General features: G+C 65.0%; 17 protein-coding genes. 15 read left to right on the top strand and 2 right to left on the bottom strand.

Going from position 1 to position 22,710, the window contains the following annotated elements; all coding sequences use genetic code 11:
* Positions 1-97: 97 nt before the first annotated feature.
* Positions 98-1,018, bottom strand: coding sequence for a response regulator transcription factor (locus ATB98_RS03925; RefSeq protein ID WP_066869333.1), 921 nt, complete (start codon positions 1,016-1,018; stop codon positions 98-100).
* Positions 1,011-4,409 (bottom strand): hybrid sensor histidine kinase/response regulator, encoded by a 3,399-nt coding sequence (locus ATB98_RS03920; RefSeq protein ID WP_066869330.1) that lies wholly within the window; start codon positions 4,407-4,409, stop codon positions 1,011-1,013. The genes ATB98_RS03925 and ATB98_RS03920 overlap by 8 nt, the downstream gene beginning before the upstream one ends.
* Positions 4,410-4,735: 326 nt before the next feature.
* Between ATB98_RS03920 and ATB98_RS03915 the strand changes: the two genes are divergently transcribed.
* From ATB98_RS03915 to repB, 15 genes are all read left to right on the top strand, one after another.
* On the top strand, positions 4,736-5,014 hold the full coding sequence (locus ATB98_RS03915; protein ID WP_066869327.1) for a hypothetical protein: 279 nt from the start codon (positions 4,736-4,738) through the stop codon (positions 5,012-5,014).
* A gap of 240 nt (positions 5,015-5,254) precedes the next feature.
* Positions 5,255-7,372 (top strand): catalase, encoded by a 2,118-nt coding sequence (gene katE, locus ATB98_RS03910; RefSeq protein ID WP_066869324.1) that lies wholly within the window; start codon positions 5,255-5,257, stop codon positions 7,370-7,372.
* 27 nt (positions 7,373-7,399) lie between these two features.
* Positions 7,400-8,476: an ATP-dependent DNA ligase gene (locus tag ATB98_RS03905; RefSeq protein WP_066869321.1), complete on the top strand. Its 1,077-nt coding sequence runs from the start codon at positions 7,400-7,402 to the stop codon at positions 8,474-8,476.
* 139 nt (positions 8,477-8,615) lie between these two features.
* On the top strand, positions 8,616-9,908 hold the full coding sequence (gene urtA / locus ATB98_RS03900; protein ID WP_066869318.1) for an urea ABC transporter substrate-binding protein: 1,293 nt from the start codon (positions 8,616-8,618) through the stop codon (positions 9,906-9,908).
* A gap of 143 nt (positions 9,909-10,051) precedes the next feature.
* On the top strand, positions 10,052-11,665 hold the full coding sequence (gene urtB, locus ATB98_RS03895; RefSeq protein WP_066869315.1) for an urea ABC transporter permease subunit UrtB: 1,614 nt from the start codon (positions 10,052-10,054) through the stop codon (positions 11,663-11,665).
* On the top strand, positions 11,662-12,837 hold the full coding sequence (gene urtC, locus ATB98_RS03890; RefSeq protein ID WP_066869312.1) for an urea ABC transporter permease subunit UrtC: 1,176 nt from the start codon (positions 11,662-11,664) through the stop codon (positions 12,835-12,837). Before urtB ends, urtC begins: the two co-directional genes overlap by 4 nt.
* A gap of 5 nt (positions 12,838-12,842) precedes the next feature.
* Positions 12,843-13,595: an urea ABC transporter ATP-binding protein UrtD gene (urtD, locus tag ATB98_RS03885; RefSeq protein WP_066869310.1), complete on the top strand. Its 753-nt coding sequence runs from the start codon at positions 12,843-12,845 to the stop codon at positions 13,593-13,595.
* A gap of 15 nt (positions 13,596-13,610) precedes the next feature.
* Positions 13,611-14,306 (top strand): urea ABC transporter ATP-binding subunit UrtE, encoded by a 696-nt coding sequence (urtE, locus tag ATB98_RS03880; protein ID WP_066869307.1) that lies wholly within the window; start codon positions 13,611-13,613, stop codon positions 14,304-14,306.
* A gap of 325 nt (positions 14,307-14,631) precedes the next feature.
* Positions 14,632-15,024 (top strand): BRA0787 family protein, encoded by a 393-nt coding sequence (locus ATB98_RS03875; RefSeq protein WP_066869305.1) that lies wholly within the window; start codon positions 14,632-14,634, stop codon positions 15,022-15,024.
* 401 nt (positions 15,025-15,425) lie between these two features.
* Positions 15,426-16,550, top strand: coding sequence for a sugar ABC transporter substrate-binding protein (locus tag ATB98_RS03870; RefSeq protein ID WP_066869302.1), 1,125 nt, complete (start codon positions 15,426-15,428; stop codon positions 16,548-16,550).
* Positions 16,551-16,628: 78 nt separating this feature from the next.
* Positions 16,629-18,176 carry a sugar ABC transporter ATP-binding protein gene (locus ATB98_RS03865; RefSeq protein ID WP_066869300.1) on the top strand — a complete coding sequence of 516 codons (1,548 nt, stop codon included), beginning with the start codon at positions 16,629-16,631 and terminating at the stop codon, positions 18,174-18,176.
* Positions 18,173-19,153 carry an ABC transporter permease gene (locus ATB98_RS03860; RefSeq protein WP_066869298.1) on the top strand — a complete coding sequence of 327 codons (981 nt, stop codon included), beginning with the start codon at positions 18,173-18,175 and terminating at the stop codon, positions 19,151-19,153. Before ATB98_RS03865 ends, ATB98_RS03860 begins: the two co-directional genes overlap by 4 nt.
* Positions 19,150-20,142: an ABC transporter permease gene (locus ATB98_RS03855; protein WP_066869295.1), complete on the top strand. Its 993-nt coding sequence runs from the start codon at positions 19,150-19,152 to the stop codon at positions 20,140-20,142. The genes ATB98_RS03860 and ATB98_RS03855 overlap by 4 nt, the downstream gene beginning before the upstream one ends.
* Positions 20,143-20,334: 192 nt before the next feature.
* The gene (repA, locus tag ATB98_RS03850) at positions 20,335-21,615 is read left to right on the top strand and encodes a plasmid partitioning protein RepA (RefSeq protein WP_066869292.1); all 1,281 of its coding nucleotides are present in this window, start codon (positions 20,335-20,337) and stop codon (positions 21,613-21,615) included.
* 3 nt (positions 21,616-21,618) lie between these two features.
* Complete coding sequence (repB, locus tag ATB98_RS03845; RefSeq protein ID WP_066869289.1) at positions 21,619-22,689, top strand: plasmid partitioning protein RepB; 1,071 nt, start codon at positions 21,619-21,621, stop codon at positions 22,687-22,689.
* The last annotated feature ends 21 nt before the right edge of the window (positions 22,690-22,710 follow it).

The following is a 22,710-nucleotide window of genomic DNA, read 5'->3' as shown; positions in this document are numbered from 1 at the left end:
TCTCACGATCTCCTACCATTGATCCTTCCGCGAAGCGCAGTCTCATTTTTGGGTGCACCGGCTTCGATCCGGTCGACGCCTCGCGGTGACGGGACAATCAGATGCCGTGCAGGACCTGGGTCGCCTTGACGGCGGCCGAGGCGCGGTTTTCGACGCCGAGCTTCACATAGATCTGTTCCAGATGCTTGGTGACGGTACGGGCGCTCAAGCCCAGGATCTCGCCGATGTCGCGGTTGGATTTGCCCTTGGCGATCCAGAGCAGCACTTCCGATTCGCGATGGGTCAGCTGGAAATGCTGGCGCAGCGTCTCATCGTCGCTGATCCCGTTCTCGGCGGTGAGGCGGAAGAGATATTCGTTGGCGCCGATCGCGCCGAGATAGGAAATCTGCAAACCGTTCTGCCCCGCGCGCTCGAGCGTCAGGCTTCCCTGCCTGTTGCCCGCGTGTCTTTCCCGCTCGCGCATCCATTCGGCGATGCGGGCGGTGACGACCGAAAGCCCGTCGTCGCTGCCGGTCGCCGCATTGACGAGCCGGGTCGCCTGCGGCGTCGACCAGCGCACGCTGCCGTCGCCGCGTAGCGCGAGCAGATGCCGCCCGGCGGCATCGAGCGCGACGCGGGCGCTCTGGGCGGAGCGGGCATTGGAGAGATGGACGCGGATACGGGCCCGGAGCTCGTCGATATTGATCGGCTTGGTGAGATAGTCGACGCCGCCGGCCTCGAGCGCCCGCACCACGTGCTCCGTCTCGGTGAGCCCGGTCATGAAGACCACCGGCACCTGGGTGAGCGAGGCATTGGCCTTGAGCCGCACGCAGGCCTCGAAACCGTCCATACCGGGCATTACTGCATCGAGCAGGATGAGGTCGGGCGTGATGCGGTCGGCGATGTTGAGCGCCGCATTGCCGGAGGTGGCGATCAGCACCGAGAAGCCGGATTGCTCCAGCGCCTCGGTGAGGAAGCCAAGCGCCTCGGGAGAATCGTCGACGAGAAGCACGATATCGCGCGAGTTCGCCTCAGGCACTGGTCTCCGCCTCCTCGCGCATGAGCCGCTTCAGGAAGGCGCCGTAGCCGGAAAGGTCGAAGGCCTGGACATAGGCGCGCACGGCTTCGACAAAGGGCTGGTTTTCCGGGTTCAGGGCAATCTCCGTCAGTTTCGCCTCTATGCCTCTCACGTAACCGATTTCGCCGAGCTCTATCAATTCCTGCAGATGATGATTGCCGGGGCTCGTCACGGCATTGGCCTTGCCCGAAGCCTCGCCCTTGCCCCTGCCCGCCGCTTCCTTGTCATCGCTCTCATATATCCATTCGAGCCCAAGATGGATCGCCAGCTTGTCGGTGAGCTGGCGCACGCCGAAGGGCTTGGCGAGCGTGTCGTCATGGCCGATTGCGCCCGCTGCCGAGCCGTCGCCGATATTGGCCGAGAGCATGATCGCCGGCGCCGCCTGGCCGGCTTCGCGCAGCCGCGTCACCAGCTCCCAGCCGTTCATGCCGGGCATGGAAATGTCGATCAGGAAGAGGTCGGGCCTGGTATTCTCGACGAGCGCCAGGCAATCGGCGCCGCTTGACGCCATCAGGACAGGGAAATCGAGCGGCGCGAGCAATTCGCGCATCAGGTCGCGATGGTCGGCATTGTCGTCGACGACGATGATCGTGCGGCGCGGCCCCTTGTAGGTCCTGATCCTGCGCACCGGGTCCTTGAGCGCGGCCGGCCGGTCGACGGCCGAAAGCATCAGCCGCACCCTGAAGGTGGTGCCCTTGTCCTTCTCGCTGGTGACGGCGATCTCGCCGCCGAGCGTCTGGGTGAGCAGGCGGGTGATCGTCAGCCCGAGGCCGAGCCCCGGCATCCGGTATTCCGCCGCACCCCGCTGGAACGGCTCGAAGATCTTCGGCAGGTCCTTCTCGCTGATGCCGCGACCGCTGTCCTCGATGGTGAAGGTCGCCACCTGGCTGCGGTAGGCGACGTCGAAACGGATGCGACCCTGATCCGTGAACTTGAGCGCGTTGGAAATGAGGTTGACGAGGATCTGGCGAAGCCGCTTCTCGTCGGTCTTCACATATTGCGGCAGCGAGGCGCCGCGGCTGTGCTCGAAGGCGAGCCCCTTGGCCTGTGCCTGGGGTCGGAACATGTCGACGATCTGGTCGAGGAAATCGTGGATGTTGATCTCGTTGGAATAGACCTGCAGCTTGCCGGCCTCGATCTTCGAAATGTCGAGCAGCCCGTCAATGAGGCCGGAAAGATGGTCGGCGCTGCGCCTGATCGCCTTGATCGCCCCTTGCCGCGGCGGCGGGATGGTTTCGTCGCGTTCGAGGATCTGGGCGTAGCCGAGCACGGCATTGAGCGGTGTGCGCAGTTCGTGGCTCAAGCCCACGACATAGCGGCTCTTCGCCCGGTTTGCCGCCTCGGCCGCCTCCTTGGCGTTCTGCAGCGCCGCGTCGGTCTTCTTGTGGGCGGCGATCTCCTTCAGAAGCAGCGTGTTCTGGCGGGAGGATTCCTCCTCCGCCACGACGCGGCTGTCATGGGCAAGCACATAGAACCAGGAGACGACCGCCGCCACGATCGAAAAGACGAAGAAGACGATTGCGATCGTCCGCTCGACCACGGCCGCCGTCGCCGGCGAGCCGGCCGTCGTCTGGTGGGCGATCATGGCGAGGATGATGCCGATGCCGGTGATCGAGATTACCGCCGAGATCGCGTAGCGCCCAAGCCTCGTCGAGAGCCTCGATACGACCGTCTCCGGCAGCAGGCTTTTCGCGACGGTGGCAACCTGGGCGTTCAGCCGCGCCTTCGGCTTGCACATGTCGTGGCAACGGCTGTCGAGCGAGCAGCAAAGCGAGCAGATCGGCGCGGCATAGGCGGGGCACCAGGCCATGTCCTCCGGCTCGAACGGATGCTCGCAGATGGAGCAGGTGATCTCGCTCTCGCTGAGCCAGCTCTTGCGCGGCTTGCGGGCGAGATAGAACTTGCCCTCCGTCCACCAGGCAATGAGCGGCGAGACGACGAAGGCCGTGGCAAGGGCGATGTAGGGGGCGAGCGAGGCGGCGATTTCGCCCATGGCGCCGAAATGGGCGGTAAGCGCCAGCAGCGCCGAGACGGCCATCGTGCCGAGGCCGACGGGATTGACGTCGTAGAGATGGGCGCGCTTGAACTCGATGCCGGGCGGAGAGAGGCCGAGAGGCTTGTTGACGAAGAGATCGGCGGAGATGGTCGACAGCCAGGCCATGGCGATGATCGAGAAGATGCCGAGCGTCTCCTCGAGCAGCCGATAGATACCGAGCTCCATCAATATGAGCGCGATCGCCACGTTGAAGACCAGCCAGATGACCCGGCCCGGATGGCTGTGGGTCAGCCGCGAGAAGAAGTTCGACCAGGCGAGCGACCCGGCGTAGGCATTCATCACGTTGATCTTCAGCTGCGAGACGACGACGAAGGCGACCATCAGCATGAGGGCCGCCGTTTCAGAGGGTACGAGGTAGCCGAAGGCGGTATGGTACATCTGCGCCGGGTCGCCGGCGCGAGTCGAGGGCACGCCGGCGCTGAGGCTCAGCACGACGAGGAAGGAACCGGCAAGCAGCTTCGGCGCGCCGACGATCACCCAGCCGGAACCGGCGAGAAAGACGGCGATGCGGTGACGCAGCTTCTTCTGACCATCCGGCGGCAGGAAGCGCAGGAAGTCGACCTGCTCGCCGATTTGCGCCATCAGCGCGAAGATCACGGCGGAAGCCGCACCGAACTCGATGAGGCCGAAGGGCGCGAGCGTGCCGGTAGGGCCGGGGGCGTGGCGGATGCCGGCATAGGAGAGCCAGAGGCCCACCTTTTCCCAGTCGGCGAAGGCGATGAACGCGAAGGGCAGGATGTTGAGCACGATCCAGAAGGGCTGGGTCATGAGCTGGAACCGGCTGATCAGCTTGACGCCGTGGGTGACGAGCGGGATCACCATGACGGCGCTGACGATGTAGCCGATCCAGAGCGGTATGCCGAGCGCCAGCTCCAAGGCGCCCGACATGATCGACGCTTCGATGGCGAAGAGGATGAAGGTGAAGCTCGCATAGATCAGCGAGGTGATCGTCGAGCCGATATAGCCGAAGCTCGCGCCGCGCGTCAGAAGGTCGATATCGACGCCATGCCGGATCGCATAGCGGCTGATCGGCAGCCCGACGACGAGGATCATCACGCTCGCGACGAGGATGGCGACGATCGCGTTGGTGGTGCCGTAGGACATGGTGATGGCGCCGCCGATCGCCTCCAGCGCCAGGAAGGAGATCGCCCCGATCGCCGTCTGCGAGATTCGTTCGGAGGAAAACCGCCGGGCGCTCTTGGCGGTGAAGCGCAGCGCATAATCTTCGAGCGTCTGGTTGGCGACCCAGCGATTGTATTCGCGTCGAACGGGAATGATGCGCTGGCGTGCCGCCATGGTGCCTCGTCGTGTCTCGTGTCGCCGGCCGCCGCCAGTCGCTTGTTCTCGTAACACAGAAGAGCGGCTCGCGAAATTGCTGCGTTGCGGGAAGGCTCGGCTGAAAGGCTCAGCCTTCGTGCGGGCGACCCGCCAACAGCGCCCTATAGGACCTTAGTCCGATGCGGTGAGGGACACAGGTCCTATGGCCGTTCCCGAATCCCGACACATATCGCCTGGGTGAGCGCCTTCGGAGCAAGGCGCCATCGCTGGCCGCCGGGGAGGGCTCGAGGGTCACAGCGCAACGGCCACTCCGTTGGTACCGCTTCTCTCAATCGAGGACAGCCATGAACGCCGACAAGATGCGAAGGCTAATCGAGGATTGCCAGCGAGACCTCCACGACTATCTGGAGCCCGGCTGCGGCATCAGCGACAGGGAGATGATCATCGCCCTGCTCTATCGGCTCGATGGGCCGCAGGCGAGGGATGCGCTCGGGGAGGAACTGGACCGGTGGCGATCTCTGCCAGAGGGGCCGGCGAGCGCCAGGGCCATTGGCCCGCGCCAGAACGAGGCCCGGCTGAGGATCATCCTCAACCGTCGGGCGAGAGGACCAGCAAGCGCTTGACCGTTCCGGCGTAAGGCACGGCGAGCGTCGCCCCAGCGATCTGTCTATCGCTGCCGCATTTGTGCGACGTCCGGCGATTCCACCTGACTGAAAATGCTCTAGCCTCGATTTCCCGCCGGTGGTCAGCTTCTTCGGCTGTCCGCCGAGCGGGCCGGCCGCTCAATTTTCGGTCGGCTGGCGGAACCAACCTCGGCGTCCAAGGTTTCGTGGCCATTCCGTTCTCGATCAAGGAGTGCAGTCATGGCCAAGAAAAACTCTGCGCCAGGTAAGTCGAAGCAGGCCGCCATTCATGACCAGAAGGCCATCCGGGGTAACGGTGGAGAACTGCATCAGATCGCCGAAGGCGAGACGCCGGTTTTGACGACTGCGCAGGGCGGGCCGGTCGCCGACGACCAGAACAGCCTGCGCGCCGGCGAGCGCGGGCCGACCTTGATCGAGGATTTCCATTTCCGCGAAAAGCTTTTCCATTTCGATCACGAGCGTATTCCGGAACGCGTCGTGCATGCCCGAGGCTATGGGGCTCACGGCTTTTTCGAGACCTACGAGTCGCTCGCCGCGTTTACCCGGGCGGACGTGTTTCAGCGCGCCGGCGAGAGAACGCCGGCCTTCGTCCGCTTCTCGACCGTCGCCGGCAGCAAGGGCTCGTTCGATCTTGCTCGCGATGTGCGCGGCTTCGCGGTCAAGATCTACACCCAGGAAGGCAATTGGGATCTCGTCGGCAACAACATCCCGGTCTTCTTCATACAGGACGCGATCAAGTTTCCGGACGTCATTCATTCGGTGAAGCCGGAGCCGGATCGCGAATTCCCCCAGGCGCAATCGGCTCACGACAATTTCTGGGACTTCATCAGCCTGACGCCGGAAAGCATGCATATGGTCATGTGGGTCATGTCCGACCGGGCGATCCCGCGCTCTTTCCGTTTCATGGAGGGGTTCGGCGTCCACACCTTCCGCTTCGTCAACGCCAGGGACGAATCCACCTTCGTCAAGTTCCACTGGAAGCCGAAGCTCGGCCTCCAATCCGTCGCCTGGAACGAGGCGGTGAAGATCAACGGCGCGGACCCGGATTTCCATCGGCGCGACCTGTGGGAGGCTATCCAGTCCGGCAATTTCCCGGAATGGGAACTGCACGTACAGCTCTTCGATCAGGACTTCGCCGACGGGTTCGATTTCGACATTCTCGATCCAACCAAGATCATCCCGGAGGAGGTGCTGCCGACGAAGCCGGTCGGGCGGCTGGTTCTCGATCGCATGCCGGATAATTTCTTCGCCGAAACCGAACAGGTCGCCTTCATGACGCAGAACGTCCCGCCCGGGATCGATTTCAGCGACGATCCGCTCCTGCAGGGGCGCAACTTCTCCTATCTCGACACGCAATTGAAGCGGCTCGGCAGCCCGAACTTCACGCATCTGCCGATCAATGCGCCGAAGTGCCCCTTCCAGCACTTCCAGCAGGACGGCCACATGGCGATGCGCAATCCGGCGGGGCGGGTGAACTACCAGCCGAACTCCTGGGGCGAGGGGCCGCGCGAGTCGCCGGTGAAGGGCTTCCGCCATTTTGCCTCGCAGGAGAACGGACCCAAGATGCGGATCCGGGCGGAAAGCTTCGCCGACCACTACAGCCAGGCCCGTCTGTTCTTCATCAGCCAGACGCCGCCGGAACAGCGGCATATCGTCGATGCCCTGACTTTCGAGCTCAGCAAGGTGCAGACGCCGGTCATACGCGAGCGCATGGTCTCGCATCTCCTCAACATCGACGAGACGCTTGCAAAGCAGGTCGGCCATGCACTTGGCCTCAAGGCCATGCCCGAGCCGGCCGAAGCCGCCATGCCGACGCGGCAGGACCTCGACCCGTCGCCGGCGCTCAGCATCGTCGCGCGGGGACCGAAGCGTTTCGAAGGCCGCAAGCTCGGAATATTTGCCACCGACGGCGCGGATGCAGCGCTCCTCGATGCCCTCACGGCCGCAGTCACCAGGGAAAAGGCCGCCTACGAATTGATCGCACCGAAGGTTGGTGGCTTCACTGCCTCGGATGGCAAATGGATCGCGGCCCACCAGATGCTCGACGGCGGCCCCTCCGTTCTCTACGATGCCGTCGTGCTGCTGCCGTCGGCCGAGGCCGTCGCGGACCTGGTCGATGTCGCCACCGCGCGCGATTTCGTGGCCGACGCCTTCGCCCATTGCAAATATATCGGCTATGTCAGGGCGGCCCTACCGCTTCTGGAGAGGGCAGGCATTGCGGACGTTCTCGATGAGGGAACGATCGAGCTCAGCGACGCGGCGGGTGTCGCCGCCTTCCTCAAGGAGATCGGCAAGCTCCGCGTCTGGCCGCGCGAACCCTCGGTCAAGCTGAAATAGGGCCGGGCCGGAACGGAGGCGAGTGCCATGGCGTCGTCGGAGCGGGGAAGGTCACCCAAGGAACCCGGGTCGTCCCGTCCGCCCTCGAAGGCGTCGCGCGGGAACGGCTTCGCGCTGCCGGTCAGCACCGCCCCGATGGAGGCGCGTACCGAAGCGGAACTGCCAGGCGGCGGTGCATGGCAATACGAGCCGAAATGGGACGGATTTCGCTGCCTTGCCTTCAAGTCCGGCGACGAGGTCGATCTCCGGGCGAAATCCGGCAAGCCGCTCGGGCGCTTCTTTCCGGAGGTCGTCGCCCTGTTGCGGGAGCTCGACGCCGCCCAGTTCGTCGTCGACGGCGAGCTGGTGATCGACGTCGACGGACGCCTCTCCTTCGATGCGTTGCAGATGCGTCTGCATCCGGCGGCAAGCCGGGTTCGGAAGCTCGCGAAAGAGACGCCGGCCAAGCTCATCCTCTTCGACATGCTGGTCGGCACGGACGGCGCCGTACTGACGGGAGAGCCTCTTATCGCGCGCAGAGCCGCGCTCGAAGCCTTCGCCGCCGGCAACGCGGTCGCGGGAAAGCTGGAGCTTTCGCCCTTCACGCCTGATCGGCATGAGGCCGGGCGGTGGCTCACCTCATGGCAGGTGGGAGCGACCGATGGCGTCGTCGCAAAGCAACGCCACGGTCCTTATGCGTGCGGCGAGCGGGCGATGGTAAAGGTCAAGCGCCTGAAGACGGCCGATTGCGTCGTCGGCGGCTTTCGCTACGAAAGCAACAGCAGCGAGGTGGGCTCGCTCCTGCTCGGGCTCTACGACGCCGACGGGACGCTGAACCATGTGGGCTTCACCGCAACGATCTCCGACAAGGAGCGGCCGGCATTGACTGAGCGGCTCGAGGCGCTGCGGGAGCCGCCCGGCTTCACCGGCAAGGCGCCCGGCGGCCCCAGCCGCTGGGGTTCGGAGCGCAGCGGCGAGTGGGAGCCGGTCCGTCCGGAGCTTGTCGTCGAGGTCCGCTTCGACCACGTCAGCAACCGGCGCTTCCGGCACGGCACGAAACTGATGCGCTGGCGGCCGGACAAGGACCCGCGCCAGTGCACCTATGAGCAGATCGAGCCGCGTTGAGCGCCTTCGCCTTCCTTCTTCCCCCAATCACCTACGTAGAATGACGTATGTGCAGTGCAATGTGCCTGTCCGATGATCGCCACGGCCAAGGAGAACCAACGCTCCGTTGCGGCGACCAGAACAAGAGGGGTTCAATCAGATGACTATCAGGGCACGCGTCACCGGCGCATTCCTCGCTGCCGTCCTTTCGACGACCGCGTTCAACGGCGCCTTTGCCGCCGACGACACGATCAAGGTCGGCATTCTTCACTCGCTTTCCGGCACCATGGCGATTTCGGAGACGACGCTGAAGGACGCCATGCTGATGCTGATCGAGGAGCAGAACAAGAAGGGCGGCCTGCTCGGCAAGAAGCTCGAGGCGGTCGTCGTCGACCCGGCCTCCGACTGGCCGCTCTTTGCCGAAAAGGCGCGCGAGCTCATCTCCGTCAACAAGGTTTCTGCCGTCTTCGGCTGCTGGACCTCGGTGTCGCGCAAATCGGTGCTGCCGGTCTTCGAGGAGCTGAACTCCATCCTCTTCTATCCGGTCCAGTACGAGGGCGAGGAAAGCCAGCGCAACGTCTTCTACACCGGTGCCGCGCCGAACCAGCAGGCGATCCCGGCCGTCGACTATCTGATGGAGAATGAAGAGGTCGAGCGCTGGGTGCTCGCCGGCACCGACTATGTCTATCCGCGCACGACCAACAAGATCCTCGAGGCCTATTTGATCTCCAAGGGCGTCAAGCCCGAGGACATCATGATCAATTACACGCCATTCGGTCATTCCGACTGGCAGACGATCGTCTCCGACATCAAGAAGTTCGGCTCGGCCGGCAAGAAGACCGCGGTCGTCTCGACGATCAACGGCGACGCCAACGTGCCCTTCTACAAGGAACTTGCCAACCAGGGCATCAAGGCGGAGGACATTCCGGTGGTCGCCTTCTCGGTCGGCGAGGAAGAGCTCGCAGGGCTCGACACCGGGCCGCTCGTCGGCCATCTCGCCGCCTGGAATTATTTCCAGTCGGTCGACAACCCGGCAAACGCCGAGTTCATCAAGACCTGGAAGGCCTACACCAAGAACGACAAGCGGGTCACCAACGACCCGATGGAAGCCCACTATATCGGCTTCAACATGTGGCTGAAGGCGGTCGAAAAGGCCGGCACCACCGACACCGACGCCGTGCTCGACGCGATGGTCGGCATCTCGGTGCCGAACCTCTCCGGCGGCTATTCGACGATGATGCCGAACCACCACATCACCAAGCCGGTGCTGATCGGTGAAATCCAGGCGGACGGCCAGTTCGAGACCGTCTGGGAGACGCCCGGCCTCGTCGTCGGAGACGAGTGGTCGGACTACCTGCCGGACTCCAAGGACCTGATCTCCGATTGGCGCGCACCGATGTCCTGCGGCAACTTCAACGTCTCCACGGGAAAATGCGGCGGCAAGGGTTCCTGATTTCATGACGAGAGACTTGTTCAGGCAGGCGGCCGAGGTCGGGTCGCCTTCCCCAGCGATGTTTTCATGACGAACCGATAGCTCGAAATATCCCTCCGTCCGAAACCTCCCTTCGGGCGGAGGAGCCAAAGAGCGAGAAACGAATGCACCGCATAGCCCGCACCCTGCTGCTTGCCTTCCTGCTCGTCGCTGCGATCGCCCCGGGCCTTCGCGCTGAAGAGCCGCTGCGCGAACTGATCGATGCCCTCGGACAGGCCAAATTGTCCGACATGGACGAGCATATCGCGGCCCTGGCCAAGACCGGCGATCCCAAGGTCGTGCCCGTCCTCGAAGCGCTCGGTGAAGGCAATCTCTATGCCCGCAAGGCGGACGGCCAGGTGTTCCTGACGAAGGAGAGCGGCTCGACGCTGTCGCTCACCGACCCCGTCTCCGGCGAAAGCGTCGGCGAGGCGCCGAAGGCGGCGCTTTCGAAGGTCAAGGTCAACAACGGCGTGCGCCGCGCGGTGCGCTCGGCGCTTGGCAGCCTGACGCTCCTGAGCCCCGATCGCGACGCGCGCCTCAAGGCCGCGCAATCGGTCCTGCAATCGCCGAATGCCGAGGCCCTCGGCGCCATCGAGGATGCGCTTGCGGCCGAGAAGGACGGCGAAGTTCGTGCCCTGCTCGAGCAGGCGCGCGCCACGACCCTCATCATCTCCGACCGGCCGGTCGAGGAGAAGAGACAAGCGGTACGGCTTCTCAAGGAGAACGGCGGCCGGGAGGCCCTTTCGATCCTCTCAGCCGCGCTGAACGCCGCCGACGACAGCCTGAAGCCGGACATCGAGGCGGCGGTCGCCAGCATCGAGCAGTCGCAGGCCTTGTGGGCGGCCGGCCAGAACGTCTGGTACGGCCTGTCGCTCGGCTCGGTGCTGCTCCTGGCGGCGATCGGTCTTGCCATCACCTTCGGCGTCATGGGCATCATCAACATGGCGCATGGCGAGATGGTGATGCTCGGCGCCTATACGACCTTCCTTGTGCAGGAGGTCATACGCGATTCCTTGCCCGGCCTCTTCGACTGGTCCCTGGCGATCGCCCTGCCGCTCGCCTTTCTCGTCACCGGCACCGTGGGACTGGCGATGGAGCGCGGCGTCATCCGCTTCCTCTATGGCCGACCGCTCGAAACACTGCTTGCCACCTGGGGCATATCGCTGATCCTGCAGCAGGCGGTGCGCACGATCTTCGGCCCGACCAATCGCGAGGTCGGCAACCCGTCCTGGATGTCCGGCGCCTTCGAACTCGGCGGCCTGACGGTCACCTGGAACCGCCTCTGGATCATCCTATTCGCGCTTGCCGTCTTTGCCGCGCTGCTCTTCCTCTTGAAGAAGACGCCGATGGGCCTGCAGATGCGCGCGGTGACGCAGAACCGCCGCATGGCCTCCTCCATGGGCATCCGCACCCCCTGGGTCGATGCGCTGACCTTCGCGCTCGGCTCCGGCATCGCCGGCATGGCGGGGGTCGCGCTCTCGCAAATCGACAACGTCTCGCCGAACCTCGGCCAGGGCTACATCATCGACAGCTTCATGGTCGTGGTCTTCGGCGGCGTCGGCAATCTGTGGGGCACTCTCGTCGGCGCCTTCTCGCTCGGCATCCTCAACAAGTTCCTGGAGCCCTATGCCGGCGCCGTGCTCGGCAAGATCCTCGTGCTCGTGCTGATCATCCTCTTCATCCAGAAGCGGCCGCGCGGGCTCTTCGCACTCAAGGGCCGGGCGGTGGAAGCATGATCACGTCGTTTCTCGTCAAGTCGCTCGACCGCACCATCCTCATCGCCGCGGCGCTCCTGCTGGCGCTTGCCGTCCTCGTCCCGGCGCTCAATCTTCTGACCGCGCCCGATCATCCGCTGCATGTGCCGACCTATCTGGTCTCGCTCTTCGGCAAGTACCTGACCTATGCGCTTCTCGCCCTGGCGCTGGATCTCGTCTGGGGCTTCTGCGGCATCCTCTCGCTCGGTCACGCCGCCTTCTTCGCGCTCGGCGGCTATGCCATGGGCATGTACCTGATGCGCCAGATCGGCGCGCGCGGCTCATACGGCAATCCGCTGCTGCCGGACTTCATGGTGTTCCTCAACTGGAAGGAACTGCCTTGGTTCTGGTACGGCTTCGACATGTTCTGGTTCGCGGCGCTGATGGTCGTCGTCGTGCCCGGGCTCATCGCCTTCGTCTTCGGCTGGTTCGCCTTCCGCTCGCGCGTCAACGGCGTCTATCTGTCGATCATCACCCAGGCGATGACCTATGCGCTGCTGCTCGCCTTCTTCCGCAACGACATGGGCTTCGGCGGCAACAACGGCCTCACCGACTTCAAGGACATTCTCGGCTTCAACATCCAGGCCGACGGCACCCGCGCCGCGCTCTTTGCCGCCTCGGCACTGGCGCTTGCCCTCTCGCTCGTCGTCACCTCGGGGATCGTCCGCTCGAAATTCGGCAAGGTGCTGGTGGCGCTGCGCGATGCGGAAAGCCGCACCCGTTTCCTCGGCTACCGCGTCGAGCACATGAAGCTCTTCGCCTTCACCGTCTCGGCGATGATGGCCGGGGTCGCCGGCGCGCTCTATGTGCCGCAGGTCGGCATCATCAATCCGGGAGAGTTCGAGCCCGGCAACTCGATCGAGGTCGTCATCTGGACGGCGGTCGGCGGCCGCGGCACGCTGATAGGCCCGATCATCGGCGCCATTCTCGTCAATGGCGGAAAGAGCATCTTCACCGCCGCCTTTCCGGAATTCTGGCTCTTCGCGCTGGGCGGGCTCTTCGTGCTGGTGACGCTGTTCCTGCCGAAGGGCGTGGTCGGCACGGCCCAGCAATATCTTGCCCGGCGCAAGGCTCACCGTGCGGCGGAACGTCAGGACGGCGAGAGCGACAAAGAGCAGGGTGCCACCGCCCCAGAAGCAATGGCCGCGGAGTGATCGTCATGACCGGGAAGAAACCCAAAAGCCTGCTCTATCTCGACGGCGTCTCCGTCTCCTTCGACGGCTTCAAGGCGCTGAATTCGCTCTCCTTCATCGTCGAGCCCGGGGAACTGCGCGCCATCATCGGCCCGAACGGCGCCGGCAAGACGACGATGATGGACATCATCACCGGCAAGACCCGGCCGGACGCGGGCGAGGTCTTCTTCAAGGGGGACATCGATCTCACCAAGAAGGACGAGGCGGAAATCGCCCAGCTCGGCATCGGCCGCAAGTTCCAGAAGCCGACCGTCTTCGAGAACCACACGGTCTGGGACAATCTGGAACTGGCGCTGAACCGCCGCCGCGGCGTCTTCGCGACGCTGTTCTACCGGATAACCGGCGAGGACAAGGCGCGCATCGAGGAAATCCTTTCGATCGTGCGGCTCGCCGCGCGCCGCGACGACCTTGCCGCCAATCTGTCGCACGGCCAGAAGCAATGGCTGGAGATCGGCATGCTGCTCGCCCAGGAGCCGGAGCTTTTGCTCGTCGACGAGCCGGTCGCCGGCATGACCGATGCCGAGACGGCGGAAACCGCGATCCTTTTGAAGGAGATCGCCAGGACGCGCTCCGTCGTCGTCGTCGAGCACGACATGGGCTTCATCCGCGATCTCGGCGTCAAGGTCACCTGCCTCGCCGAGGGCTCGGTGCTGGCCGAAGGCTCGATCGATTTCGTCAGCAATGATCCGAAGGTGATCGAGAACTATCTCGGCCGGTGAGCGGAAGGAACCATCATGTTGAGCGTCGAAAACGTCAGCCTCCATTACGGCGCCGCCCAGGCGCTCCGCGGCGTCTCGCTGAGGGCGGAGATGGGCAAGATCACCTGCGTGCTCGGGCGAAACGGCGTCGGCAAGTCGAGCCTCTTGAGGGCCGTGACCGGCCAGCATCCGGTGACCGGCGGGGCGATCTCCTTCAACGGCGTCGCGCTTGACGGGTTGGCACCCTTCCGCCGGGCCAGGCAAGGCGTCGGCTATGTGCCGCAGGGGCGCGAGATCTTTCCGCTGCTGACGGTGAAGGAGAACCTGGAGACCGGCTATGCGCCGCTGAAGCGCTTTGACCGGTCGATTCCCGACGACATCTTTAGCCTTTTCCCGGTGCTGCAGACCATGCTCGGCCGGCGCGGCGGCGATCTCTCCGGCGGCCAGCAGCAGCAGCTCGCCATCGCCCGGGCGCTGGTCACGCGCCCGAAGATCCTCGTGCTCGACGAGCCGACCGAGGGTATCCAGCCGTCGATCATCAAGGATATCGGCCGGGCCATCCGGTATCTGAAGGAATCGACCGGCATGGCGATCCTGCTCGTCGAGCAATATCTCGATTTCTGCCGCGAACTCGCGGATCACGTCTACATCATGGACCGCGGCGCCTTCGTGCATGAAGGGCCGGCGGAGACGCTGGACACGCCCGAGGCGCGCCGGCATCTGACGGTGTAGGACGTTTGGTGGAATCACCTGAAATCGCATAAATGCGGCAAGACGAACCGATAGAGAGGTGGTGCGAGCGCACGCGAGCGCATCCCGCTCCGGTGTTTTCCACAGGGTATATTATTCCTCGATTTCAGCGACTTGCGCCCATCAGAAAGCATATCTTGCCCTCAAGGGTCGGCAGAAAATCCACTGTTTAAATTGATTGTGTTTGCGCCGGCGGCTGGTTTGAATCATACTCCGCCGCACGGTTTATGAAGGAGCATCACAATCCGTTATCGCTGACAGAATTGGCCATTTCGCGTTTCCGGCCTAACCCTCGGAGGAGACCCTAATGACGAATTTCCTGCCCGCCCTTTATGAAGGGCATGCCCCGATCACCCTCCAGACGCTCTTCAGAGATGCGCTCGAAGCCTATGACGACTGGGAGGAAGGCATGCCGGAGCCGCGCGTTGCCTTCGAGGGCAAGATGCTTCCGATCAGCGATGTCTTCGATTGGATGAGGTCCTGCACCGACATCATGCCGGCCAATTTGATCGGCATCGTGACCGACCGGCTGACCAAGCCCTGGAACGGCACCGGCCCGCTCGACGAGATGACGGTCTCCACCGCAGCCCGGGTCATGTCCGTGCTCGTCCGGCGCCGTCTGAGGCGCTTCGGCCGCGGTGCGGTCGAGGCTTTCGTCGACCGCTTCAACGAACCGATGCGTCCCGGACGCGAGGCCTGAGCCTGAAACCGGAAGGCCGCGCAGCGGTTGTTGCGCTGCCTCCCCTGTGCCGGTCAGGGCAGCCGCATTTTCAGCGTCGCGCGTCGTGTGAAATGCGTTGAAATTGCGTCGCTTTACATAAGATATTGGTAGCGCTACCATTTCGGCTGGACGCCCACCGGGAGGAGCCTGTCCGGGCGTCATGGACTCGCGTATCGATATGTCGTGCCGGATCGGCAACTGAGGCAATCTGGGTCTTCGCGTTTCCTGAAGCCCGAGAGGATGCCTCAGCAGGTTCCGGAGCCCGCGTCGGTTCGATTGAACCTCCGTGCTCCGGCCGCAGGCGTTTCTGCGGCTTATTCGACGTCTTGCGCCCCTATTTCGATGCCCTGTCCCTTTCATGAATAACGGGAGGGAATTCGATGACCAGAGCATTCGCCAGCGGCTTTCTCGCAGCCGCTGCACTTGCATTTCTATCCACCACTGCCGCCGCGGAGCCGGAAATCGTCAGCGGTCCTGCGGCCGAACCGGATTGCTTCGCGCCCTGGACGCCCGAGACGAAGTTCTTCAAGTTCCCGAAGAAGGAGGGCCCGTACCGGATCGCGCTTGCAAACGGCTATATCGCCAACACCTGGCGCATCCAGATGATCCAGACGGCCAAGGCCTATGCCGCGCAGCCGGACGTCGCGGCCAAGCTCAAGGAATTCAAGGTGGTCTCGACGGGCGAGGACGTCCCGGCGCAGATCTCGGCGATCAACAATTTCATCGATTCCGGCTATGACGCGATCATCGTCAATGCCCAGAACCCGACCGCCTTCGGGCCGGTGATCAAGCGGGCCAAGGAGGCCGGCGTCGTGCTCGTCGCCTTCGACAACGTGCTCGACACCGAGGACGCCATCAACGTCAACGTCGACCAGAAGGGGCTCGGCGTGCTTTGGGCCAATTGGCTGGCGAAGCACCTGCCGGAAGGCGGCAAGATCCTCGAGGTACGCGGCGTGCCCGGCACCTCCGTCGATACGGATCGCCATAACGGCATCCAGGAGACCTTCGCCGCGACCGGCAAGAAATGGGACGTCGTCGAGGTGCTCGGCAAGTGGGACGATCCGACGGCGCAGAAGGCGACCGCCGACGCGATTGCCGTTCACAAGAAATTCGACGGCATCACCGCGCAAGGCGGCGACACCGGCGTCGTGCAGGCGATGATCGATGCCGGCCATCCCTTCGTGCCCTTCGGCGGCGAGACCGAGAACGGTTTCCGCAAGTTCTGCGCCAAGCATGCGGGCGAGGGACTGAAGTGCTCGTCCGCCGGTACCGGCCCGGCCCAGGTGGCGGTTGCGATGAAGACGGCGATCGCCGCGCTCGAGGGCCAGGTGGTGCCGCAATCGATCAAGCTGCCGCTGGCGATCGTCGAGGATCCGAACTTCAAGGAGGGCGAGGACTATTATCCGGACCAGTCCGACAATTTCTTCGTCGGCAATGCCTTCCCGACCTGCGGCATCAACTTCACGGCCCAGGAGATCATGGGCCAGACCAAGGAGAACCAGTAGTTCTCCCGCGCCTTTGAGGCACTCACGCGATGCCGCGCCGCCGCGCGGCATCGACCGCAACTTGGATCGGGGCGATCGATGAGCGCAGCAGGGATATCGGCACCGCTGTTCCGCATGGAAGGCGTATCTAGGCGCTATGGCGGCGTCCGGGCCCTGGAAAATGCCCATCTGGAGGTTGTTCCGGGTCGAATTCACGCGATCCTCGGCGAGAACGGCGCCGGCAAGTCGACGCTCATCAAGATCATGGCCGGGGTGGTCGCGCCGGACGAGGGGCGCATGCTGCTAGACGGTCGGGAGGTGACCTTCCGGTCTCCGGCGGAGGCAGCCGCGGCCGGGATCGCCTGCGTGTTCCAGGAGCTGTCGCTGATCCCGGACTTGAGCGTCGCGGACAACATCGTCATTTCCAACCCGCCCCGCCGCTTCGGCATGATCGACCGGCGCGCTCAGCGCGCGCTTGCGCAAGAGGCCCTGCTGCGCGCCGGCGCCGATGACATTCACCCGCGGGCAGCGGTGAAGGACCTGCCCCTGTCGCGTCGGCAGATGGTGGAGATCGCCAAGGCGCTGGCCTTGAAGCCGCGGGCGCTGATCCTTGACGAGGCCACGTCGGCGCTGACGGCCGGCGACGTCGCCAAGGTCTTCGCGGTGCTGAGGCGCCTGCGCGACGAAGGCCTTGCGATCCTCTATATTTCGCATCGCATGCAGGAGATCGCCGAGCTTGCGGACACATGCACCGTCTTCCGCAACGGCCGCAACGTCGCGACCTTCGCGGCCGGGAGCCGCAGCAACAGCGAGATCGTCGAGATGATGATCGGTCGCGAATACAGCCATGTCTTTCCCCCGAAAGGAAAACCGGCCGCCGCGCCCGGGAAGCCGCCGGTGCTGGAATGCCGCAATCTCGGCTGGACCGATCGGCTGCGCGATGTTTCGCTTGCGGTCGGCGAGGGAGAGGTCGTCGGCCTCGGCGGATTGGAAGGGCAGGGGCAGCGGCTGCTGCTCCTCGCCCTGTTCGGCGTCTTGCGCGGGGTGACCGGTTCCGTGCTCGTCGACGGTCGGCCGGCGGCGATCAGCAGTCCGGCGGAAGCGCGTGAGCGACCCTTTTCCATGGCGCTGATCCCGGAGGACCGCAAGACCGAGGGGCTGATGCTGCCGATGACGGTGCGCGAGAACCTCTCTTTCGCCGCCCTCGACCACGTGGCGCGGGGCGGCATCATCGACCGCAGGAAGGAGGAGCAGCTGATCGACGACATGGTGCGGCTGCTGGAGATCAAGACCGCAGGGCTGGACGTGCCCGTCGCTGCCCTTTCCGGCGGCAACCAGCAGAAGGTCGTCCTTGCCAAGTGGCTGATGCGTCGGCCCCGGATCATTCTGCTCAACGACCCGACGCGCGGGATCGACGTCGGCACCAAACAGGAGCTTTACCGGCTGCTGCGGCGGCTGGCGGAAACGGGCGCGGCGATCATTTTCTACTCGACCGATTACGACGAACTGGTCGGCTGCTGCGACCGGGTGCTGGTGCTCTATGACGGGCGGGTCATTCGGGAGCTCGCGGGCGATGAGATCAACGAACGCGCGCTGATCGCGAGCGCGCTCAACGTCGGCGACGGGCAGGCGGAGACCGCGGCATGAACGAATGGCGCTACTGGCTCGGCGAACAACGCGGCACGCTGACCGGCCTCGCGATCTTCCTCGCAATGTTCGCCGTCTATGTCGCTAACCACCCGGCCGGGTTCACCGCGAACGTCGTTCACACCGCCGCCAACAAGGGCGTGCTGCTGGCCTTCGTCGCGATGGCCCAGGCGCTGGTGGTGATCACTGCCGGAATCGATCTTTCGGTCGGGATGATCTTCGTGCTCACCAACTGCCTGGCCTCCTGGATCGTCGTCGGAGCGGCGCTGCCGACCGCGCTCGGCGCCGCGGCCGTGCTGGTCGTCGGCGCCCTGTGCGGCGCGCTCAACGGCCTGCTGGTGATCTACGGCCGTCTGCAGCCGATCGTCGCGACGATTGCGACCGGGGCCATCTATTTCGGCCTCGCGCTGCTCCTGAGGCCCTATCCCGGCGGCTCGGTCAACGAGGCGCTTGCGGATGCGCTGACCGGGCGGTTCTTCGGCGTGATCCCGTCGAGCCTCGTCGCGCTTGCGGCCGTCGTCCTCGTCGTCTGGCTGCCCTTCCGGCGATCCGTCATCGGCCGGGCGGCCTATGCGGCGGGGTCTTCCGAGCAGGCGGCCTTCATGTCGGGCGTGCCGATCCGCCGCGGCAAGTTCATGGCTTATCTTCTGGGAGGATTGCTCGCCGGAATGGGAGGATTGTTCCTCACCTTCTTCACCTACACGGGCGAGGCCGCCTATGCGAGCGGCAGCGCCTACACGCTCTGGTCGATTGCGGCGGTGGTGCTCGGCGGCGTGTCGCTCTATGGCGGCCGCGGCAGCGCCGTCGGGGCGATCTTCGGCGCCTTTGCCGCCCGCACCACCGGCGACATGCTGTTCGCCTTCGACGTCGACCCGCTGTGGCAGCCGCTTCTCCAGGGCATCGTGCTGATGATCGCCGTCAGCATCGGCTCGCTCGCGCTGCTGCGCGTCCGCAATCGTCTGGACTGGTTCCAATGAGCGAGACGTCGGAAAGCCGCGTGTCGATCAGGGCGCGCCTGCCCGGCTTTCTCCGCCGCGCCGATCCCGCCGTGCTCACCGCCTTCGGCTGCATCCTGCTTCTCCTGCTTTTCGGCAGCCTCTATTCGAGCAACTTCCTCTCCCTCGACTATCTGCTGCAGCAGCTCAAGGTCGCCTCCTTTCTCGGCGTCGTTGCCGCCGGGATGATGGTCGTCATCCTGCTCGGCCATATCGATCTGTCGGTGCCCTGGGTGATGACGACCGGCGCCATGATGGCCTGCGCTGCCGCCGGCTTCGGCAGCATGGGCATTGTCGCCGCCATTCCCGTCGGCGTTCTCTGCGGCGTTGCCATCGGCCTCTTGAACGGGGTCGGCGTCGCCTACCTGCGCATTCCTTCGATGATCGTGACGCTTGCCTCCAACGTGGTGGCGCAGGGACTGATGGTCGTCTATACCGGCGGCTTCTCGCCGCAGGATTCCGCGCCACCGGCGGTACGGTGGCTCGCGACCGGCGCGCTCGTTCCCGGGCTGCCGAACGCCATTCTCGTCTGGCTCGCGGTCAGCGCGGCGATGATCTTCCTGCTGACGCGCACCGCGTTCGGCCGCGCCGTCTACGGCATCGGCAACAGCGAGCGCGCCGCCTTTCTCTCCGGCGTCGGCACGCGGCGCGTGGTGATGACCGCCTTCGTCCTTTCGGGGGCTTTGAGCGCCTTCGGGGGCGTGCTGCTCGCCGGCTATGCCTCGAAGGCGGCGCAGGCGATGGGCGACGCCTATCTCCTGCCTTCGATCGCCGCGGTCGTGCTTGGCGGCACGTCGATCCTCGGCGGCCGGGGCTCCTATCTCGGCACGGTCGCAGGCGTCATCCTGATCACGCTGCTGCAATCCATCCTCTCGGTCATGCAGATGCCGGAGGCCGGCCGCCAGATCGTCTACGGCGCCGTCATCATCGTGATGCTGCTGCTCTATGGCCGCGCGCCGCCTAACCGATAGTTCTGCGCATTCTTCGCTGCCGATTCTGCCGATAATGGCTTGACGCGAATCAGAGGGTGAATCATTCCTGTAACGGAATAGATCGCATATTCCGTATTTCGGCGTAGCCCAGCGATTTTCTGTAAGGGAATGCGGCGGGCGCAGCGGCGCGGTTGGCGGGCGCGGCTGCGGCATGCACGAGGAGATTTGACGATGGATATGACGGCATCGGCGGCCGTAGCCGCAACTGCAAGCGGCGGCGGGGAGATCGCGAGCGCCGGATATCGCCGGCCGGCCGACGAGGCGATCGCTCAGGATGCGCGGGCGCTCTCCGAACAGTTGAAGGCGATGCGCGACCGCCTGTTCCCGCCGCTGGCGACGAAGACGCTGAGGAGCTTCACCTCCGGGGAAGCCGCCAGGCTGATCGGCGTTTCCGACGGTTACCTGCGCCAGCTTTCGCTTGCCGGCGAAGGGCCGCAGCCGGACACCGGCCTCGGCGGCCGGCGCTCCTATTCGCTCTCCGACATCAATGCGCTGCGCCAGCACCTTGCCGAGCAGGCGCTCGCCAAGGGCAATGGCGCCAAGGCGCGCGGCTATCTGAAATGGCGCGATCCCGCCCGGGGCGAGCATCTGCAGGTGATTTCCGTCACCAACTTCAAGGGCGGTTCCGGCAAGACGACCTCCTCGGTGCACCTGGCGCAATATCTGGCTCTCACCGGCCACCGGGTGCTGGCGGTCGACCTCGACCCGCAGGCCTCGCTCTCGGCGCTGTTCGGCTATCAGCCGGAACTGGACCTCACCGGCAACGACACGCTCTACGGGGCGATCCGCTACGATGCCGAGGCGCGGCCGCTGAAGGACATCATCCGCAAGACCTATTTCGACGGGCTCGATCTGGTGCCGGGCAACCTCGAACTGCAGGAGTTCGAGCACACGACGCCGCAAGCCTTGAGCGCCCGCCAGAACGGCGCCGATGCGGGGCCGCTTTTCTTCGCGCGGGTGCAGACGGCGCTCGCGAGCGTGGCCGACGACTACGACGTCGTCGTCATCGACTGCCCGCCGCAGCTCGGCTACCTGACGCTGTCGGCGCTCTGCGCCTCGACCTCGGTGATCGTCACCGTGCATCCGCAGATGCTCGACGTCGCCTCGATGAACCAGTTCCTCTACATGACCTCGGACCTCCTGAGCGTCGTGCGCGAGGCGGGCGGCGAGCTCAATTTCGACTTCCTGCGCTATCTCGTCACCCGCTTCGAGCCGAATGACGGGCCGCAGGCGCAGATCGTCGGCTTCATGCGCTCGCTCTTCGGCGACCGGGTGCTGACCTCGGCCATGGTGAAGTCGACGGCGATCTCGGATGCGGGGCTGACGAAGCAGACGCTCTACGAAGTCGGCCGGGAGAATTTCACCCGCGCGACCTATGACCGAGCGATCGAGTCGCTCAACGCCGTCAACGGCGAGATCGAGGCTCTCATTCACGCGGCCTGGAGGCGCTAGGACATGGCGGGCAACAACCGGAAGAACGAGTTGCGGGCGCTGTTCATGGGCGGCGCGCCGACCGCCGCCCCGCAATCCACCTCCGACGAGGCGAGCGCGACGGCGAGCCCGTTGACATCTGTCAACAGCCAGCCGGGCACGAACCCGCCGCGCACGGCCTCCGGGGCGGTCAAGGCGATGGGGTTGTCGCTCGGCAGCATCACCCGCGAGGCCGAGGAGGCGAGGGCGCTCCGCGAAGCGTTGACGCAGGGAGAGCGCGTCGTCTCGCTCGATCCGGCCGTGATCGAGGCCTCCTTCATCGAGGACCGGCTGACCGACGGCGAAGTGGACGATCCGGATTTCCTCGCGCTCGTCGAAAGCATCCGCGAGAACGGCCAGCAATCGCCGATCCTCGTCCGCCCGCACCCGGAGAAGCAGGGCCATTACCAGACCGCCTACGGCCATCGCCGCCTGAAGGCCGTGCGCCGGCTCGAGCTCCAGGTGAAGGCGATCGTCCGGCCGCTTTCCGACGACGAACTGGTGCTTGCCCAAGGCAAGGAAAATGCCGAGCGGCGCAACCTCTCCTTCATCGAGCGGGCGCTGTTCGCCGCCGCACTCGCCGCCCGCGGCTTCGACCGCAAGGTGATCGGCGACGCGCTTGCGGTGCAGAAGAGCGAACTTTCGCGCCTGCTGCAGGTCGCCGACAGCGTGCCGCACCAGCTCGCCCGCGCCATCGGCCCGGCGCCGAAGGCCGGCCGCGAACGCTGGATGGCGATCGGCACGCTGATCGAAACGGAAGAGGCGCGCCGGCAGGCGGAGGAAGAGATCGCGACGCCGCGCTTCCGCGCTGCCGACACCGACGAGCGATTCCAGCTTGTCTTCAACCGCCTTTCGCACAAGGAGAAGCCGGAGCCGGAAACGCCGGAGGAACTGAAGGACGAAGCCGGCCGCGTCTTCGCGCGGCTGCGGCTCGACGGCAAGGCGCCGAAGATCGAGTTCCTTCCGGGCACCCACCCGGCGTTCATCAAGGAAGCGGTGTCGAGGCTGGCGAAGTGGCACGCGACGTTTGTGGCGAACCAGAAGACGTTGCTATAGGGCGCCGTGCCATTCAAGTAA

The sequence above is a fragment of the Sinorhizobium saheli genome (assembly GCF_001651875.1).
GTDB lineage: Bacteria > Pseudomonadota > Alphaproteobacteria > Rhizobiales > Rhizobiaceae > Sinorhizobium > Sinorhizobium saheli.
Note: the sequence above shows the minus strand (reverse complement) of the source record. Positions and strands in the feature narration are given on the sequence as shown.

What these genes read in the sequence shown, in the direction of transcription:
- ATB98_RS03920 (WP_066869330.1), bottom strand. Translation starts at nt 4,409, where the DNA reads ATGGCGGCACGCCAGCGCATCATTCCCGTTCGACGCGAATACAATCGC.
- ATB98_RS03915 (WP_066869327.1), top strand. Translation starts at nt 4,736, where the DNA reads ATGAACGCCGACAAGATGCGAAGGCTAATCGAGGATTGCCAGCGAGAC.
- katE (WP_066869324.1), top strand. Translation starts at nt 5,255, where the DNA reads ATGGCCAAGAAAAACTCTGCGCCAGGTAAGTCGAAGCAGGCCGCCATT.
- ATB98_RS03905 (WP_066869321.1), top strand. Translation starts at nt 7,400, where the DNA reads ATGGCGTCGTCGGAGCGGGGAAGGTCACCCAAGGAACCCGGGTCGTCC.
- urtA (WP_066869318.1), top strand. Translation starts at nt 8,616, where the DNA reads ATGACTATCAGGGCACGCGTCACCGGCGCATTCCTCGCTGCCGTCCTT.
- urtB (WP_066869315.1), top strand. Translation starts at nt 10,052, where the DNA reads ATGCACCGCATAGCCCGCACCCTGCTGCTTGCCTTCCTGCTCGTCGCT.
- urtC (WP_066869312.1), top strand. Translation starts at nt 11,662, where the DNA reads ATGATCACGTCGTTTCTCGTCAAGTCGCTCGACCGCACCATCCTCATC.
- urtD (WP_066869310.1), top strand. Translation starts at nt 12,843, where the DNA reads ATGACCGGGAAGAAACCCAAAAGCCTGCTCTATCTCGACGGCGTCTCC.
- urtE (WP_066869307.1), top strand. Translation starts at nt 13,611, where the DNA reads ATGTTGAGCGTCGAAAACGTCAGCCTCCATTACGGCGCCGCCCAGGCG.
- ATB98_RS03875 (WP_066869305.1), top strand. Translation starts at nt 14,632, where the DNA reads ATGACGAATTTCCTGCCCGCCCTTTATGAAGGGCATGCCCCGATCACC.
- ATB98_RS03870 (WP_066869302.1), top strand. Translation starts at nt 15,426, where the DNA reads ATGACCAGAGCATTCGCCAGCGGCTTTCTCGCAGCCGCTGCACTTGCA.
- ATB98_RS03865 (WP_066869300.1), top strand. Translation starts at nt 16,629, where the DNA reads ATGAGCGCAGCAGGGATATCGGCACCGCTGTTCCGCATGGAAGGCGTA.
- ATB98_RS03860 (WP_066869298.1), top strand. Translation starts at nt 18,173, where the DNA reads ATGAACGAATGGCGCTACTGGCTCGGCGAACAACGCGGCACGCTGACC.
- ATB98_RS03855 (WP_066869295.1), top strand. Translation starts at nt 19,150, where the DNA reads ATGAGCGAGACGTCGGAAAGCCGCGTGTCGATCAGGGCGCGCCTGCCC.
- repA (WP_066869292.1), top strand. Translation starts at nt 20,335, where the DNA reads ATGGATATGACGGCATCGGCGGCCGTAGCCGCAACTGCAAGCGGCGGC.
- repB (WP_066869289.1), top strand. Translation starts at nt 21,619, where the DNA reads ATGGCGGGCAACAACCGGAAGAACGAGTTGCGGGCGCTGTTCATGGGC.